Annotated in this window: 17 protein-coding genes; 14 read left to right on the plus strand and 3 right to left on the minus strand. The window is 51.8% G+C overall.

All coding sequences use genetic code 11. The features are described from left to right. Window positions 1-13 precede the first annotated feature (13 nt). Window positions 14-2,008 (minus strand): transketolase, encoded by a 1,995-nt coding sequence (gene tkt, locus F5I99_RS17070; RefSeq protein ID WP_151058118.1) that lies wholly within the window; start codon window positions 2,006-2,008, stop codon window positions 14-16. Between the two features lie 247 nt (window positions 2,009-2,255). Between tkt and metK the strand changes: the two genes are divergently transcribed. The 9 genes from metK to F5I99_RS17115 are packed head-to-tail and all read left to right on the plus strand — an operon-like array spanning window position 2,256 to window position 10,096. Beyond that, window positions 2,256-3,476 (plus strand): methionine adenosyltransferase, encoded by a 1,221-nt coding sequence (gene metK / locus F5I99_RS17075; protein ID WP_151058120.1) that lies wholly within the window; start codon window positions 2,256-2,258, stop codon window positions 3,474-3,476. A gap of 12 nt (window positions 3,477-3,488) precedes the next feature. Next, window positions 3,489-4,220, plus strand: coding sequence for a 16S rRNA (uracil(1498)-N(3))-methyltransferase (locus F5I99_RS17080; RefSeq protein WP_325062999.1), 732 nt, complete (start codon window positions 3,489-3,491; stop codon window positions 4,218-4,220). Window positions 4,221-4,258: 38 nt separating this feature from the next. Next, entirely contained in the window at window positions 4,259-5,212 is a 954-nt protein-coding gene (gshB, locus tag F5I99_RS17085) for a glutathione synthase (RefSeq protein WP_151058122.1), read from the plus strand. Between the two features lie 2 nt (window positions 5,213-5,214). Then, entirely contained in the window at window positions 5,215-6,174 is a 960-nt protein-coding gene (locus F5I99_RS17090) for an energy transducer TonB (RefSeq protein ID WP_225307456.1), read from the plus strand. 60 nt (window positions 6,175-6,234) lie between these two features. After that, complete coding sequence (locus F5I99_RS17095) at window positions 6,235-6,801, plus strand: YqgE/AlgH family protein (RefSeq protein WP_151058126.1); 567 nt, start codon at window positions 6,235-6,237, stop codon at window positions 6,799-6,801. 11 nt (window positions 6,802-6,812) lie between these two features. Beyond that, window positions 6,813-7,295 carry a Holliday junction resolvase RuvX gene (gene ruvX, locus F5I99_RS17100; RefSeq protein WP_151058128.1) on the plus strand — a complete coding sequence of 161 codons (483 nt, stop codon included), beginning with the start codon at window positions 6,813-6,815 and terminating at the stop codon, window positions 7,293-7,295. Beyond that, window positions 7,270-7,782, plus strand: coding sequence for a bifunctional pyr operon transcriptional regulator/uracil phosphoribosyltransferase PyrR (gene pyrR / locus F5I99_RS17105; protein ID WP_151058130.1), 513 nt, complete (start codon window positions 7,270-7,272; stop codon window positions 7,780-7,782). The genes ruvX and pyrR overlap by 26 nt, the downstream gene beginning before the upstream one ends. 24 nt (window positions 7,783-7,806) lie before the next feature. Beyond that, window positions 7,807-8,805, plus strand: coding sequence for an aspartate carbamoyltransferase catalytic subunit (locus F5I99_RS17110; protein WP_151058132.1), 999 nt, complete (start codon window positions 7,807-7,809; stop codon window positions 8,803-8,805). 13 nt (window positions 8,806-8,818) lie between these two features. Next, window positions 8,819-10,096 (plus strand): dihydroorotase, encoded by a 1,278-nt coding sequence (locus F5I99_RS17115; RefSeq protein ID WP_151058134.1) that lies wholly within the window; start codon window positions 8,819-8,821, stop codon window positions 10,094-10,096. A gap of 7 nt (window positions 10,097-10,103) precedes the next feature. Here the strand turns inward: F5I99_RS17115 and F5I99_RS17120 are convergent, their stop codons facing one another. Then, a complete protein-coding gene (locus F5I99_RS17120) occupies window positions 10,104-11,282 on the minus strand; it encodes a PilT/PilU family type 4a pilus ATPase (protein ID WP_151058136.1) in 1,179 nt (392 codons plus the stop codon). A gap of 26 nt (window positions 11,283-11,308) precedes the next feature. Further along, window positions 11,309-12,343 (minus strand): type IV pilus twitching motility protein PilT, encoded by a 1,035-nt coding sequence (locus F5I99_RS17125; protein ID WP_151058138.1) that lies wholly within the window; start codon window positions 12,341-12,343, stop codon window positions 11,309-11,311. Between the two features lie 90 nt (window positions 12,344-12,433). On the opposite strand from F5I99_RS17125, the gene F5I99_RS17130 reads away from it, so the two are divergent. From F5I99_RS17130 to metW, 5 genes are all read left to right on the plus strand, one after another. Further along, a complete protein-coding gene (locus F5I99_RS17130; protein ID WP_151058140.1) occupies window positions 12,434-13,126 on the plus strand; it encodes a YggS family pyridoxal phosphate-dependent enzyme in 693 nt (230 codons plus the stop codon). Between the two features lie 362 nt (window positions 13,127-13,488). Further along, complete coding sequence (locus F5I99_RS17135; protein WP_151058142.1) at window positions 13,489-13,935, plus strand: hypothetical protein; 447 nt, start codon at window positions 13,489-13,491, stop codon at window positions 13,933-13,935. A 417-nt stretch (window positions 13,936-14,352) separates the two neighbouring features. Next, a complete protein-coding gene (locus F5I99_RS17140; protein ID WP_151058144.1) occupies window positions 14,353-14,886 on the plus strand; it encodes a YggT family protein in 534 nt (177 codons plus the stop codon). Between the two features lie 56 nt (window positions 14,887-14,942). Continuing rightward, on the plus strand, window positions 14,943-16,100 hold the full coding sequence (gene metX / locus F5I99_RS17145) for a homoserine O-succinyltransferase MetX (protein ID WP_151058146.1): 1,158 nt from the start codon (window positions 14,943-14,945) through the stop codon (window positions 16,098-16,100). Beyond that, a complete protein-coding gene (gene metW, locus F5I99_RS17150; RefSeq protein ID WP_151058148.1) occupies window positions 16,090-16,680 on the plus strand; it encodes a methionine biosynthesis protein MetW in 591 nt (196 codons plus the stop codon). The genes metX and metW overlap by 11 nt, the downstream gene beginning before the upstream one ends. Window positions 16,681-16,682 lie beyond the last annotated feature (2 nt).

Here is a 16,682-nt window from a genome sequence, read left to right on the forward strand (position 1 = left end):
TTAACGGGCCAGCTTACAGCAGTTCACGGGCTGTATTGACGACATTTTCAGTGGTAAAGCCGAAATATTCAAACAAGGCACCGGCTGGCGCAGACTCACCGAAGCTGCGCATCCCGACTATGGCACCGTTCAAACCGACATACTTGAACCAGAAATCCGCCTGAGCGGCTTCTACGGCTACGCGCGCGGTTACAGCCGCAGGCAATACCGCTTCACGGTAATTCGCATCCTGTTTGTCAAATCGCTCAGTACAAGGCATAGATACCACCCGCACCCGTCGGCCTTCTGCCGTCAGGGTTTCAGCCGCACTAACAGTCAAGGCCACTTCAGATCCAGTTGCCATCAGTATGATCTCTGGCGTGCCTTCGCAATCTGTCAGCACATAAGCGCCGCGAGCAACAGCAGCGACCTGCTCATTACTGCGTGGTTGATGTGGCAGGTTCTGACGCGAAAAGATCAACGCACTGGGTCCATCCGTCCGCATCACCGCAGACTTCCAGCTAACCGCAGACTCCACAGCATCACAAGGACGCCAGGTTTCCATATTCGGGGTATGACGTAGGTTAGAAATTTGCTCAACCGGCTGATGCGTCGGGCCGTCTTCACCCAGACCAATAGAGTCATGTGTATAGACAAAAATCACCCGCTGCTTCATCAATGAGGCCATCCGCACGGCATTGCGCGCATACTCCATAAACACCAGGAAGGTCGCACCATAAGGAATGAACCCACCATGCAGCGCAATACCGTTCATCATCGCGCTCATGCCGAACTCACGCACGCCGTAGTACATATAATTACCACTGGCATCTTCACGGTTGACACCCTTGGCTCCTGACCAAAGCGTCAGGTTCGAGCCTGCCAGATCCGCCGAGCCGCCCAGAAATTCGGGGAGTATAGGTCCCAGGGCATTCAGCGCATTCTGGGAGGCCTTGCGTGACGCAATGGTATCGCCTTTTGCAGCCACCTCAGCAATCCATGCATCTACCTGCTGCTCAAAATTATCCGGCAGATCGCCTGCTAGACGACGCACTAGTTCAGCAGCTAACTCTGGATACGCGCTCTGATAAGCCGCCAGTCGATCATTCCACTCATTTTCTGCATACTGACCTGCTTCCAGGGCATTCCAGTCATCGTAAATCTCACCAGGAATCTGGAATGGCAGATGAGGCCACTGTAACTGTTCACGTGCCAGCAGTATTTCGTCATCACCCAGTGGCGCACCGTGGCAATCTTCCTTGCCCTGTTTATTCGGTGAACCAAAACCGATAATGGTTTTGCAGCAGATCAAGGTAGGCTGCTGGGTATTTTCGCGCGCCTGTTCAATCGCCTCACGGATCTGATCGGCATCGTGACCATCGATATCCGCAATAACCTGCCAGCCGTAAGCTTCAAAACGTGCCGGGGTGTTATCAGTGAACCAACCCTCAACTTCGCCATCGATAGAGATACCGTTATCATCCCAGAATGCAATCAGCTTACCCAGCCCCAGTGTACCGGCCAGTGAGCAGGCTTCATGCGAGATACCTTCCATCAGACAGCCATCACCCAGAAAAGCATAAGTATGGTGATCAATGATGTCATGGTCATCGCGATTGAATTGAGCGGCCAGCACTTTTTCGGCCAAGGCCATACCCACGGCATTGGTAATGCCCTGACCCAGCGGACCAGTGGTGGTTTCAACACCCGGGCAGTAGCTGTATTCCGGATGGCCAGCAGTTTTACTGTGTAACTGGCGGAAGTTTTTCAAATCCTCAATGCTGACGTCATAACCCGTCAGATGCAGCAGGGAGTAGATCAGCATGGAACCGTGACCGTTGGACAGCACAAAGCGGTCACGGTCAAACCAGTAAGGATTGGCAGGATTATGCTTCATGAAGTCATTCCATAAGACTTCAGCAATATCTGCCATTCCCATTGGCGCTCCGGGATGCCCGGATTTGGCTTTCTGGACGGCATCCATACTCAACGCCCGAATGGCATTGGCAAGTTCACGGCGAGAGGACATTCAATCAACTCCTGGGGCTGGCCCGATTCTGATTTAAGTTCGTAAAAGTTTCAGGCGCTGATTTTCGCGCAGATAGCCACGCGCATCAAATGCAATTCCACATAAAGTGGAAATTTCATGTAAAAACACCCGGATTTCACCTTCAACCTTAAATTCAGTTATGAAAAACCCCGTCCAAACCGGTAAAATGATTGGAACAGGGCCATTGACTGGCAACAACTTCTCAAGCTATAGGAATTTTCCTGACATGAGCGAATACACCCTCTTCACCTCTGAATCCGTTTCTGAAGGTCACCCGGACAAAATAGCCGATCAGATCTCAGATGCGGTACTGGACGCCATTATCGCACGCGACAAACACGCGCGAGTAGCCTGTGAAACACTGGTTAAAACCGGCGTTGCCATAGTGGCAGGTGAGATCTCTACCTCAGCCTGGGTCGATCTGGAGTATCTGGTACGCAATGTCATCAATACCATAGGTTATACCTCCTCATTGGTGGGCTATGATGGCGCGACCTGTGGTGTGATCAATTTGATCGGAAAACAAAGCATGGATATTGCCCAAGGGGTCGATCGCAGCAAACCCGAAGATCAGGGTGCTGGCGATCAGGGGCTGATGTTTGGCTATGCCACCAATGAAACCGAATCCTTAATGCCAGCTCCCATTCACTATGCTCACCGACTGGTGGAACGCCAGGCCGAACTGCGCAAAAGCGGCATGCTGCCCTGGCTGCGTCCAGATGCGAAGAGCCAGGTCACCTTCCGCTATGACGATACGGGCAAACCCTGTGGCGTTGACGCCGTCGTACTCTCAACCCAGCATGATCCGGAGATCAATCAGGAAGATTTGCGCCGCATGGTGCAGCGAGAAATCATTGAAGCAGTCATCCCGGCACAATGGCTGTCAGACACAACCCGCTACCATATCAATCCAACCGGCAAATTTGTCATCGGCGGTCCGGTAGGCGATTGTGGACTGACCGGGCGCAAAATCATTGTCGATACCTATGGCGGCATGGCGCGTCACGGCGGCGGTGCTTTCTCTGGTAAAGATCCATCAAAAGTCGATCGTTCAGCCGCTTATGCCGGTCGCTATGTTGCCAAGAATATTGTGGCAGCTGGCCTTGCTGATCGTTGCGAAATCCAGGTGTCCTATGCCATAGGTGTTGCCGAACCCACCTCTGTGTCAGTCAACACCTTTGGCACCGGCAAGATTAGTGATGAACAGATTATTGAACTGATTCTTCGCGAGTTTGACCTACGCCCTTATGCCATCACCACCATGCTGGACCTGCTGCATCCGATGTACCAGATGACCGCGGCTTATGGACACTTTGGCCGTGAGCCTTTTGAAGCCAGCTATGAGTGGATTGACCAGGATGGGCAGAAACAGACAGAAACCTTTACGGCTTTCCCTTGGGAAAAAATTGATCGGGCTGACGTACTCCGACAGGCCGCAGGTCTCTGATCAGGCGCGCAGATGATGAGAGTACCACGCTTTTACGAGGCTCAACCGTTGGCGGGCCTCGCCGAGCTAACCCTGAGTGACAGCAGCTTTCAGCATGCAGGTAAAGCCTTGCGCCTGCGTGAAGGAGACCGGCTCAGCCTGTTCAATGGTGATGGCTATGAATATGACGCGTTGGTAAGCACTGCCGATAAACGCAGCATGCAAGTCAGTATCACCGCCACACGCCGCGCAAACACCGAGTCAGCACTTAACATCGAGATAGGCCAAGCGCTTTCCCGAGGCGAACGCATGGATTATGCGGTACAAAAAGCAACTGAAATGGGCTGTCAAACCCTCACACCGCTGTTTACTGAGCGTTGTGAAGTCAAACTCACAGCGGAGCGGCAAGACAAACGTCAACGTCACTGGCAACAGGTTGCCATCAGTGCCTGTGAGCAATCGTTACGCAACCGCTTGCCTGAAATCGCCACACCTCAGTCGCTACAAACATGGCTTGAAACCTGTCAAGCAGAGGTTAAGCTGGTATTACACCATCACAGCGCCACTGCGTTGACAACAATGCAGCCACCGACATCTGTTGCGCTGCTAATTGGCCCCGAAGGGGGGTTAACCGAAGCCGAAGTCGCACAGGCAATGGAACAAGGCTTCCAGCCCCTGGCATTCGGACCACGGGTGATGCGCACGGAAACAGCCCCGGTGGCGGCCTGCGCAGTTTTACAGTATCTCTGGGGTGATCTAGGTTAAGATAGACACCCTCACCAGACCAACGACAGGACGCATGAATGAGCATTAAAATCGGTATCGTCATGGATCCCATTGAGGCGATCAGCTACAAGAAAGACTCCAGCCTGGCGATGCTCTGGGCCGCACAATGCAAAGGCTGGGAAATCTGGTACATGGAACAGTCCGATCTCAGCCTGGTTCAGGGTCAGGCAATGGGACGCATGGCACCGCTACAAGTCGCCATGAATCCAGAGCAATGGTTCAGTCGCGGTGACTATCAACAGCAACCACTCAGCACGCTCAATGCTATCCTGATGCGCAAGGATCCACCCTTTGATAGTGAATTCCTCTATTCAACGCAGCTACTGGCGCTGGCTGAGCAGCAAGGCACCCTGATCGTCAACCGCACTCAGGGCCTGCGGGATTACAATGAGAAGCTCTTCGCCACCCATTTTCCGCAATGCTGCCCACCGGTATTGGTATCACGTCGCGACGACGCATTACGCGCCTTTCATAATGAGCATCAGGATGTGATTTTCAAACCGCTGGATGGCATGGGCGGCGCGTCGATCTTCCGGGTACGTGAGGATGGCCTGAACCTGGGGGTAATTATTGAAACCTTAACCGCACACGGCACTCAAATGTGCATGGTCCAGAAGTATCTACCAGAGATCAGTGCCGGTGACAAACGCATTCTCATGATCGATGGTGAGCCGCTACCTTACGCCCTGGCTCGCATACCTTCAGCCGGGGAAACGCGTGGCAACCTGGCTGCTGGCGGCCGCGGTGAAGCCCGGCCACTGAGTGATCGTGATCGCTGGATTTGTGGACAGGTTGGTCCAACACTGAAAGCACAGGGGCTATTGTTTGTTGGCCTGGATGTCATAGGTGACTATCTCACAGAGATCAATGTCACCAGCCCGACCTGCATACGTGAACTGGACACTCAGTGTGACCTGGATATCGGTATGCAGCTAATGAACAAGCTAGAGCAAATCCTTGCTGAACAATGATAGTGACGCCGGATCAACGCCACTCCTGGTATAAAACCGCGGCAGATCGCTTTGGCCTTAACCTGTTTCTGGCCCTGGCGCTGCACGGTTTTTTGATTCTGGCCATTAGCTTTAAACTCCCGGAAACACCGCCACCGCAACAAACGCTCGATATCACTCTGGTCCAGCAAGCCAGTGAGACGCCGCCGGAAGACGCCGATTTTTTTGCCCAGGCTGATCAGCTCGGCAGTGGTGAGAGCGATGAAAAACTGCTGCCCAGTGTCACCGAAGAATCCATTCTGGAAGATGAAGTGGTAGCAGAACAAGCACCCATGCCGCAGCCACTCCCTATACCAGACCCCCAACCAGAAGTAGCTGAACCAACTCCGGTTACGCCTGAGCCCGCGGAGCCGGAAACAGCGACTCCCGAACAAACTGGAGCTGAGCAAACCCCGGTAGTAACCCAGGCGCCAGCGCCAGAACAAGCACCGGCACAACAGCAGCGCCAACCCGCCAGCCAACCACAACCCACAGCGGGCCAATCAGGCTCATTGATGGCCCGCAGCATGGAAATCGCCAGTATTCAGGCACAACTCTCCGCTCAGCAACAAACGCAAGCGCGAAAACCCAGAGTACGCCGACTCACATCATCGCCCTCTTCAATGGCGCATGATGATGCCATTTATCTGGATAACTGGCGCCGACGCATCGAAACCGTTGGCAATATGAACTATCCGGAAGAAGCCCGCCGTAATGATATCAACGGCAGCTTGCGGTTACTGGTAGGGATACTGCCAGATGGCAGTGTGACTGATATTGAAGTATTACAGTCTTCAGGCCATGCTGTATTAGATAATGCGGCCATACGTATTGTGCAAATGGCTTCCCCCTTCCAGCCCTTCACCAATGAAATGCGTCGAAATACGGATCGTCTTGAAATAATTCGTACCTGGAAGTTTGAGAAACGCGCCAGTGTGTACTAAGCCTAGTGTAAGGCTTTTTGTTTTGAGTCCATCGGTAACTTTCTATCCAAGGTGACTCGCATGACCGATTCAACTTCATTGCGCGATCAGTTTCTCATCTCCATGCCGCATCTGGATGATCGCCATTTCTCCCGCACGCTGACGTATATCTGTGACCACAGTGAATATGGCGCCATGGGCATTATCATTAACCGCCCGGCTGGCATTCTGGTGCATGACCTGTTCGATCATATCCAGTTAGACTACACCCAGGTAGCTATCGACCCTATGCCGGTATTCAAGGGCGGGCCCATCCATCCTGATCGGGGCTTTGTGTTACATGGCGATGATGGACGACGCTGGTTATCCAGCCACTCGGTTACCAATGAAATTCAATTGACTACCTCCATGGATATTCTTGAAGCCATGGCCGTGGGTGAAGGTCCGAAAGACTGCCTGGTCGCGCTTGGCTATGCGGGCTGGAGCCCGGGGCAACTGGAACATGAGATATATGAAAACACCTGGTTAAGCTGCCCGGCAAATTCAGATATAATGTTTCGGTTACCAGCTGAGGAGCGACTTCAGGCAGCTGCGGCATCACTGGGCGTCAACCTTCAACTTCTGACGACTCATGCCGGACATGCCTGACCGAAAACTGCATGCAGTCATCTTTTAAAACGGCACTGGGTTTTGATTTTGGCACAGGGCGCATCGGCGTTGCAGCCGGACAAACCGTGACCGCCACTGCAAAACCACTGAACACGGTCAATGCCCGCGATGGCATACCCGACTGGGAGGCTCTGGCGACCCTCATTGAAACCTGGCAGCCTGACTGTCTTGTCGTCGGTATACCTGTCAATATGGATGGCAGCATCAGTGAGATGGCCCGCAGGGCACGCAAATTTGCAAACCGCATACATGAACGCTTTGGTCACCCCTGCTTCCTTATGGATGAACGTCTCACCACCCGGGAAGCCAAACAGATCCATTATGCGGCGGGCGGCGGTAGTAATTTTCGCAAGGAACCTGTCGACAGCATTGCCGCGCGTCTGATTCTGGAAGACTGGTTTTCCACCACCCAACTCATTCCCAGCCACACCCCACTGGAGACCCTTTATGGTATCGGGCAACCTGAACGTTGAACGCCTGCTTGACTCTATCTGCCAGGACCTCAAAACCCTGATTACCTATCGAAATATCGAAGACCCAATAATGATAGGTATCCGAACCGGCGGTGTTTGGGTGGCAGAACGTCTACACCAGCAATTGGGCATTACCAGCCCACTGGGCATACTGGATATCTCCTTTTATCGTGATGATTTCACCCGCTCTGGTCTGAACCCTAAAGTAAAGCCGTCTGAGCTCCCTTGCTCAACAGAAGACCGGCATATTCTGCTGGTGGATGATGTCATCATGTCAGGACGTACGATTCGTGCCGCTATGAATGAGTTGTTCGATTACGGCAGACCCGCTTCGATTTCACTCATCACGCTAATCGACCTGCAGCGCCGTGAACTGCCTGTGCAGCCGGATGTTTGTGGTGACACCATGATTCTGGGCCCGGATCAGCAGATCAAACTTTGTGGCCCGGATCCGCTGCTGCTGGATATTCGTCAACGTCAATCATGACCCTGAAGACATGAGTATTTTATTATGCTGAGCCAGAACCACTACGATAGTATTCAACTGACGCCTGAAGGACAGCTGAAACACTTCCTGACCATAGAGGGGCTTTCAGCCCCGCTGCTCACGGAAATTCTGGACACTGCCGACTCATTTGTCGACATGGGAGCCCAGCAGGTCAAAAAAGTACCGCTGCTGCGCGGAAAGACCGTAGCCAACCTGTTTTTTGAAGCCAGCACCCGCACGCTGTCTACCTTTGAGCTAGCCGCTAAGCGCTTGTCTGCCGATGTACTCAACCTCAACATCAGTACCTCATCGACCTCCAAAGGGGAAACCCTGAAGGACACGCTGATGACATTACGCGCCATGCATTGCGATATGTTTGTGGTACGTCACTCAGCCAGCGGTGCCGCGCATTTTATTGCCGAACATGTCACCCCCGATGTTGCTGTGATCAATGCCGGTGATGGCCGCCATGCACACCCCACCCAGGCGATGCTGGACATGCTCACCATACGTCAACACAAGGGTGATTTTTCCAGCCTCAAAATTGCCATAGTCGGCGATATTTTGCATTCCCGTGTAGCACGGTCACAAATTCATGCGCTGCGTGCACTGGGTGCGGCTGAAATCCGCGTCATTGCTCCACTGACGCTGTTACCCCGCCATCTGGAAGCCATGGGCGTCAAGGTATACACCGAAATGTCACGAGGCTTACGTGATGTTGACGTCATCATCATGCTAAGGCTACAAAAAGAGCGCATGCAATCAGCGCTACTGCCCAGTGAGTCCGAATTCTACAAACTCTATGGCCTTACCGAAGCCAAGCTGGCCTACGCCCGCCCCGATGCCATTGTAATGCATCCCGGGCCGATTAACCGGGGTGTAGAAATCGAATCCAGTGTAGCTGATGGAGAACGCTCGGTTATTCTGAATCAGGTCACCAACGGCATTGCCGTGCGCATGGCCGTTATGTCGATGGCCATGAGTGGTCAATTGAAAGATAACCAGCTAAGTGCCAAGGCTTAAGGATCCCCAGACGATGAACATGATAATTGAAGGTGGCCGCGTCATAGATCCGGCCAGTGCTGTTGATCAGATTACCGACCTGTACATTTCTAATGGAGAAATCCTGGCACTGGGCGAGGCACCGGATGGCTTTATCAGCGATGAACGTATTGATGCAACCGGCCAAATCGTCTGCCCCGGCCTGATTGATCTCTGCGCCCATTTACGCGAACCAGGCGAAACCCACAAAGGCACCATTGCCAGTGAAACAGCGGCGGCAGCGGCCGGTGGTATCACTACTCTGATTACACCGCCGACAACACGACCGGTTGTCGACACACCAGCTGTTGCTGAACTGATACAGGATCGCGCAGCCGATGCTGGCTTTAGCCGTGTACTGCCAATGGGGGCACTGACCCAAGGACTGCTGGGCGAACAACTGGCACCGCTGCACGCCCTGGCCAGCTCTGGCTGCATTGCATTTACGAATGCCCGCTTCCCGGTGAAAAGCTCATTGAGCCTGCTGCGCTGCCTGGAATATGCGGCTACTTTTGATTTACTAGTGATTTTTCAAGCACAGGATCACAGCCTGGCAACCAGTGGCTGCATGCATGAAGGTGCCAACGCTACACGCATGGGACTCAGCGGTATTCCTGAAGCGGCAGAAACCATCGAAGTTGCACGTTGCCTTCTGTTGGTAGAACAAACCGGAGTTCGTGCTCACTTTGGCCAGATCACCTGTGAACGCTCAGTTCAGCTAATCAGTGCAGCGCAACAACGTGGACTAAAAGTCACAACCGATGTTGCCGTGCACCATTTAATTCTAAGCGACGAGCAGGTGAATGAATTTGATTCCGCCCTGCACCTGCAACCACCCTTGCGCAGCGCGCTTGATCGAGCCGGGCTACTGCAAGGATTACTGAGCCAGACGATTACCGCCATCTGCTCTGATCACCAGCCCCAGGATTTAATTTCAAAACAAGCACCTTTTGCAGAAACCGCACCCGGGCTTAGCGGACTGGAAACACTAGTACCTTTATGCCTGACACTAGTGGAACGCAAGCTGATTGAGCTACCCCAATTGATCGAGAAACTCACTCTGGCACCTGCCCGTATTCTGGGACTGGAGAGTGGCAGTTTGATGCCTGGCCGACAAGCCGACATCTGCATTTTCCATCCGCAGGAGAAATGGACAGTCAGCCCTGAGAGTCTGATCTCAGCCGGTAAAAACTCACCGTTTACAGGTCAGACACTCACAGGCCGTGTAACCACCACACTGATCGGTGGGAAGGTAGTGTTTCGGCGCCACTGATCCAGCGTTACATGTTCTTAACGTCAGCCACACCACCAAGATTCATGTTGTCATCCTCTTCCTGCAAGGTAAAGGATGGCATGGAATCATCTTTGGCAGACACTGTTTTTGACTTGCCATGCGTTTCTTCATTCAGCTTGATCATCAGGCGCAGATCATTAGTGGAATCAGCATGGCTCAATGCCACATCGTAACTAATGACACCTTGTTTATATAGATTAAACAGAGCCTGATCGAAGGTTTGCATGCCAAGGTTGGTGGACTTTTTAATCACATCCTTGATCTCATGCACCGCACCCTTACGCACCATATCCTGTATTAATGGTGTATTAATCAGCACTTCAATGGCCGCACGTCGTCCCGTGCCATCGACTGTCGGCAAGAGTTGCTGCGCCACTATCGCCTTGAGGTTGAGTGACAAATCCATCCACACCTGTGCATGATGATCCGGCCCAAAGAAGGAAATAATACGGTCCAGTGCCTGGTTAGCATTGTTGGCATGCAGTGTTGCCATACAGAGGTGGCCGGTTTCGGCAAAGCTCAGCCCATACTTCATGGTTTCGGCATCACGTATCTCACCCATCAGAATAACATCCGGTGCCTGACGCAAGGTGTTCTTCAGCGCTATTTCATAGGAATCCGTATCCAGGCCTACTTCTCGCTGGGTCACTATACTTTTTCGATGGTTATGAATGTACTCTATCGGGTCTTCGATAGTAATGATGTGGCCGGCATGATGCTGATTTCTGTAATCGATCATAGATGCCAGTGAAGTGGACTTACCAGTTGAGGTCCCCCCCACAAACAAGATCAGGCCTCGTTTAGTCATCGATAAGTCTTTAAGAACAGCCGGCAGATGCAACTCTTCCAGGCTGGGAATATAGGTATTAATTCGACGCATCACCATGCCGGGTGTATTACGCTGCACAAACGCACTGACACGAAAGCGCCCGATGCCTTGGGCACTAATGGCAAAATTACATTCATGAGTGCCTTCAAACTCTGCCAATTGCTTATCATTCATGGTGCTGTACACCAGCTTTCTGGCTTGCTCAGGCTTGAGCACCTCTTTGGTCAGCGGCTTGATGGTGCCATCCACCTTAATTGCAGGTGCGGCGCCGGCTGTAACAAAAAGGTCAGATGCACCACGATCCGACATCACCTTAAGCAGTTGTGTAAAATCCATAGCCCTGTCCTTATTAGGTTATGCCATCAGAAGGATGACGGATTCTTCGATTTCTCGCGCGCCGCTTCTCTGGAGATCAAGCCTTTCGATACCAGTTCAGTCAAGGACTGATCCAGTGTCTTCATGCCAAAAGAGGCACCTGTCTGTATCGCAGAGTACATCTGCGCGACCTTGTCTTCACGGATCAGGTTACGTATCGCCGGTGTGCCGATCATAATTTCATGGGCGGCAATACGCCCGCCTTTGAGTTTTTTCATCAAGGACTGGGAGATAACACCCTGCAAGGATTCCGAGAGCATGGAGCGCACCATATCTTTTTCGGCCGCAGGAAAGACATCAATGATACGGTCGATAGTTTTAGCCGCCGAGGTGGTATGCAAGGTGCCAAACACCAGATGCCCGGTTTCTGCAGCTGTAAGCGCCAGACGGATGGTTTCCAGGTCACGCATCTCACCTACGAGGATAATATCCGGGTCTTCACGCAACGCCGAGCGCAACGCATTAGCAAAACTATGCGTATCACGATGCACTTCACGCTGGTTCACCAGACATTTCTTACTTTCATGCACAAACTCGATCGGATCCTCGATAGTGAGGATATGTTCCGAACGGGTATCGTTGATATAGTCAATCATCGCTGCCAGCGTGGTACTTTTACCTGAACCAGTGGGTCCGGTAACCAGCACCAATCCGCGAGCCTTTTCAGACAGATCCTGAAAAACTTTCCCCATGCCAAGGTCATCGAGCGTGAAGACTTTGCTGGGAACCGTACGGAAGACTGCAGCCGCACCACGATGCTGATTAAACGCATTAACACGGAAACGTGACAGTTTAGGAACCTCGAAAGAGAAGTCGACCTCGAGATTTTCTTCATATTCTTTACGCTGACGGTCATTCATGATGTCATATACCAGCGTATGCACCTGTTTGTGATCCAAAGCCGGCAGTTTGATGCGGCGAACATCACCATCTACTCGGATCATGGGTGGCATACCGGAAGTCAGGTGTAAATCAGAAGCGCCCTGCTGGACAGCAAAGGACAAGAGTTCAGTAATATCCATAGAATTTATGCTCGCAGCTTCTTCCCATTAGAGGTTCTATTAACGCAGAATACCCTGATCCATGAATGTACGACAACCAGAATATCCTATATGTCTATCATAGCAGAGAAAACCACGCAGGTAGTGAGCGAGATCAATCAAGCCTGCCTGGCCACAGGCCGCCACCCATCGGAGGTCGCCCTGCTTGCGGTGAGTAAAACACGCAGTGCCAATGAGGTACGCGAAGCTTACCAACAGGGGCTGACTCGGTTTGGAGAGAATTATCTACAAGAAGCACTGGATAAAATCCAGGAGCTAGATGATTTACCGCTGGAATGGCATTTCATTGGTCCGGTGCAGTCGAATAAAACCCGCCAGATTGCTGAAGCCTTTGACTGGGTGCATAGCGTTGACCGATTGAAAATCGCCCGCCGCCTGTCTGAGCAGCGCCCCACTGACTTACCCGATCTGAATGTCTGCTTGCAGGTTAACATTGACGATGAGAGCAGCAAGTCTGGTTGCTCACCGGATGAAGCCTTGGAGTTGGCCCGTGCAATAGCCGCGTTGCCACATATTTGCTTGCGTGGGCTCATGGCGATTCCCGCAGCCAGTGATGATGAGACGGTGCAACGACTGGCCTTTGCCAAGGTTCGGGAGCTGGCGGAGAGGATTCGTGCCAATGGTCTTGCTATGGATACACTGTCCATGGGGATGTCTGGGGATCTTGCGGCGGCCATCGCTGAGGGGAGTACGCTGGTTAGAATTGGTACGGCGCTGTTTGGTCCGCGGGCAGCTAAGGGCTAGTACCACTTGGGTCCGGTGACTTTGGTGCCACGCTGGGTGGTGATATCGCTTTGCTGTGACACGCTATTCGTCATCCATGGCACGCTCGACTGCCGGCAGACGGTCACCTCAAAGCGATACCACCACCCGCCCAAAGTCCTGTGCCAGCGGGGAGACTACACGGTTGTTTTTCGTAGAATACCCTCCAAGCTTGACAAAAACTAAAAAATAATTAGCGTAAAAATTACTAACACAGCATGTGACTCTCATCGCATGCCGAAACAGCTGTACACGGAATGACAGACAGTGCACTTTAAAAACACCTTTTCATCTATCTATGCTACGGGCGGCACCACCGTTGAGTTTTACTATGGAAAATTTATATGAAACGCTTCGTTTATCTGATTTTCATAGTTGCTTGTACGATTTCTGCAGCAGATCGAAGTATCGATTCGGAAAGTAATGCTAGCACTTTGTCAGGAAAAGCGCTTTTTAGGACGCTGTTAAAAAATTCAAACCACTCCCTGCAAGACGAATTACTGTGCCAGCCTCCCATAACTGCTGAAGATCCAAAAAGCTACACTCTCGGTGACCAACTGTCATTATTGCTAGCGATGGGACATTACGATGAGACTAGTGCAAAACTGGACTCTACTTGCTCTATTGACATATTCGAGACACCATCAGGCGAAACCCTTGATGTATGGGACTGTCAGATTACAGTGGCCGAGACAAATACTGAGAGTGAGTTTGTCTCTAGTTCGATGCTTGCCATAGCTATTAGCCGCCCTCAAAAAATAATGGTGCCAGGCTCGCTCAGATGTTTATGAAGTCGAGCTGTACGCCAGTTGGGGCGTTGGATCTGGCGCGTAAAATAGCGGCGCGTATTCACAAAGAGAGCTGGATCGGCTTGGCAATATTTGGGGTAGTCCTCTCGTTCCTGCCTCTGATTTGGACTTTCTACACTGCAATCTCTGGATAGGTTTCTAAATAAGCATTCCTGACTCCGATACGGCGAGGGGTATGCCGGAACCAGCACACTTTCCGGTCATTTATTTGCCAACCAGCGCATACTGCTACAGAGCCAGCAAGCTTTATTGGGTCTGACGGTATTCTTTGTCGTTGCGTTTCCCCTGAATATCACTGGGAAAAGGTTCATTCGCCGCGTGAAAATCTCTATACTCTAATTTTCGTTTTCAGCACCGGCTTTATCCGGGCAACGGCTGCATCAAGTTTAAGGGTAGATCATGGATCCGCTATTATTAATTATCCGAACGATTGGCGAAATTTTTGCCTTTATTGCCATCCTGCGCTTTCTGCTGCAAGCAATGAATGTGGATTATTACAACCCCATCTCTCAGGCTGTGGTGAAATTTACCCAGGTGCCGCTGATGCCTTTGCAGCGTATCATGCCCAAGCTAGGCCGGATTGATATATCACCGCTGGTACTGGCGTTTATCATCAAGCTGGTCACTTTGTTTATTTTGGTATCGATCACCAGCAGCCCTCTGGGTATGGCAACAATTGCTGTACTTTCGCTTGTCGGTGTATTGGACACCCTGCTGACTATTCTGTTTTGGGCTACCATCGGTTCCGTGATTATCAGTTGGGTTGCCCCCGATTCACCCCATCCGGCACCTCAATTGCTGCAGCAGCTTGTTGAGCCGATGTTTGCACAGGTTCGACGCTTCCTCCCCCCTATTGGAGGGCTTGATCTGTCACCAATCGCCATTTTCTTGGTAATACAGATCGTGCAGTCGCAATTACCACGCTTGATGTGACCTGAAATTCAGCCAACGGACGCTTAAATTTCTTACATCAACGAAGAGGTTACAAGGTGAGCGAGTTCCCGGAAGATAGCATCGGTCTGGTCACACCACAGACACTCCATTTCGACACCCCACTGACACTAGCCAGTGGTCGCATTTTGCCTCACTATGACCTGGTGATTGAAACCTATGGGCAGTTGAATGCCGATGCCAGTAACGCGGTATTGATTTGCCACGCCTTGTCTGGTCATCACCATGCCGCAGGCTATCACTCAGTTGATGAACGCAAACCCGGCTGGTGGGATTCTGCCATAGGCCCGGGTAAAGTTATCGATACTGAACGTTTCTTTGTGGTGGCTCTGAACAACCTCGGTGGCTGTCACGGCAGCACAGGCCCTAATACACCGAACCCTGAAACCGGCAAACCCTACGGGCCTGATTTCCCTATTGTCACTGTGCTTGACTGGGTACATAGTCAGGCACACTTGGCTGACCGGCTCGGTATTACCCAGTGGGCAGCGGTTGTAGGCGGCAGCCTCGGGGGTATGCAAGCGATGCAATGGGCTATCAGCTATCCGGAACGGTTACGTCACTGCGTGGTTATTGCGGCGGCACCCAAGCTCAGCACTCAAAATATCGCGTTCAATGAAGTGGCCCGCCAGGCGATTACCAAGGACCCGCAATTTTATAATGGCCACTATTATGAACAGGGCGTGGTGCCTAAAACCGGGCTGATGCTGGCACGCATGGTAGGGCACATCACTTACCTTTCCGAAGACGGCATGCGCGACAAGTTCGGTCGTGAATTGCGCTCCGGCAAACTCAGCTTTGATTTTAACCCACAGTTTGAAATTGAATCTTATCTGCAATATCAGGGTGAGCGCTTCTCATCAGCGTTTGATGCCAACACTTACCTGCTGATGACCAAGGCCCTCGATTATTTTGATCCGGCAGCCGAGTATGACAACAATCTGGCAGCCGCACTGAGTGACGTGCGTTGTGATTTCTTTATCGCCTCATTCACCACCGACTGGCGCTTTTCACCCGAACGCTCGCGTGAGATTGTCGATGCCTTGATTGAAGCCAAGAAGCATGTCACCTATACAGAAATTCAGGCCGCTCATGGCCATGATGCCTTCCTGATTCCTATTCCCCGCTACATGGAAGTCTTCGGCGCCTATATGAACCGGATTGCTGCTGAACAGGAGAATCAATATGCGCGCTGATCTGGAGATCATTCGTGAATGGATCAGGCCCGGCTCACGTGTCATCGACCTGGGTTGTGGCGAGGGTGAATTACTGGCGCATCTGATCAAGGAAAAACAAATCAGTGGTTATGGTATTGAAATTCATCCCGATAACATCACTGCCTGCATTGATAAGGGTGTCAGCGTAATTGAAAAAGATATAGATGATGGCCTCAGTGGTATTCGCAGCAACAGCTTTGATACCGTGGTGATGAGTCATGCACTGCAAACCATGCACCGCCCGGACCAGATAGTTGAAGAGATGCTGCGGATCGGTAAAGAATGCATAGTCACCTTCCCTAACTTTGCTCACTGGCGAGCGCGTGGCTATCTGGCGCTGAAAGGAAGAATGCCGGTATCCAAGTTTCTATCCTACACTTGGTACAATACCCCCAACATCCACTTTTTCACCTTCAAGGATTTTGAGGAACTCTGTGTCGAACGTAATATCTACATAGTGGACCGAACGGTGGTAGATCATGAGCACAAACACCGCTGGTGGATACGTTTATGGCCCAACATGCTCGGCGAGATCGCCATTTACCGTATCACCCGCTGAAC

The sequence above is a fragment of the Nitrincola iocasae genome (assembly GCF_008727795.1).
GTDB classification, from domain to species: Bacteria; Pseudomonadota; Gammaproteobacteria; order Pseudomonadales; family Balneatricaceae; genus Nitrincola; species Nitrincola iocasae.

Coding starts and splice junctions, on each gene's coding strand:
- F5I99_RS17080 (WP_325062999.1), top strand. CDS start 3,489: ATGATGAGAGTACCACGCTTTTACGAGGCTCAACCGTTGGCGGGCCTC.
- ruvX (WP_151058128.1), top strand. CDS start 6,813: ATGCAGTCATCTTTTAAAACGGCACTGGGTTTTGATTTTGGCACAGGG.
- F5I99_RS17095 (WP_151058126.1), top strand. CDS start 6,235: ATGACCGATTCAACTTCATTGCGCGATCAGTTTCTCATCTCCATGCCG.
- F5I99_RS17130 (WP_151058140.1), top strand. CDS start 12,434: ATGTCTATCATAGCAGAGAAAACCACGCAGGTAGTGAGCGAGATCAAT.
- F5I99_RS17110 (WP_151058132.1), top strand. CDS start 7,807: ATGCTGAGCCAGAACCACTACGATAGTATTCAACTGACGCCTGAAGGA.
- F5I99_RS17115 (WP_151058134.1), top strand. CDS start 8,819: ATGAACATGATAATTGAAGGTGGCCGCGTCATAGATCCGGCCAGTGCT.
- tkt (WP_151058118.1), bottom strand. CDS start 2,008: ATGTCCTCTCGCCGTGAACTTGCCAATGCCATTCGGGCGTTGAGTATG.
- metW (WP_151058148.1), top strand. CDS start 16,090: ATGCGCGCTGATCTGGAGATCATTCGTGAATGGATCAGGCCCGGCTCA.
- F5I99_RS17125 (WP_151058138.1), bottom strand. CDS start 12,343: ATGGATATTACTGAACTCTTGTCCTTTGCTGTCCAGCAGGGCGCTTCT.
- F5I99_RS17140 (WP_151058144.1), top strand. CDS start 14,353: ATGGATCCGCTATTATTAATTATCCGAACGATTGGCGAAATTTTTGCC.
- metK (WP_151058120.1), top strand. CDS start 2,256: ATGAGCGAATACACCCTCTTCACCTCTGAATCCGTTTCTGAAGGTCAC.
- F5I99_RS17120 (WP_151058136.1), bottom strand. CDS start 11,282: ATGGATTTTACACAACTGCTTAAGGTGATGTCGGATCGTGGTGCATCT.
- F5I99_RS17135 (WP_151058142.1), top strand. CDS start 13,489: ATGAAACGCTTCGTTTATCTGATTTTCATAGTTGCTTGTACGATTTCT.
- gshB (WP_151058122.1), top strand. CDS start 4,259: ATGAGCATTAAAATCGGTATCGTCATGGATCCCATTGAGGCGATCAGC.
- pyrR (WP_151058130.1), top strand. CDS start 7,270: ATGGTATCGGGCAACCTGAACGTTGAACGCCTGCTTGACTCTATCTGC.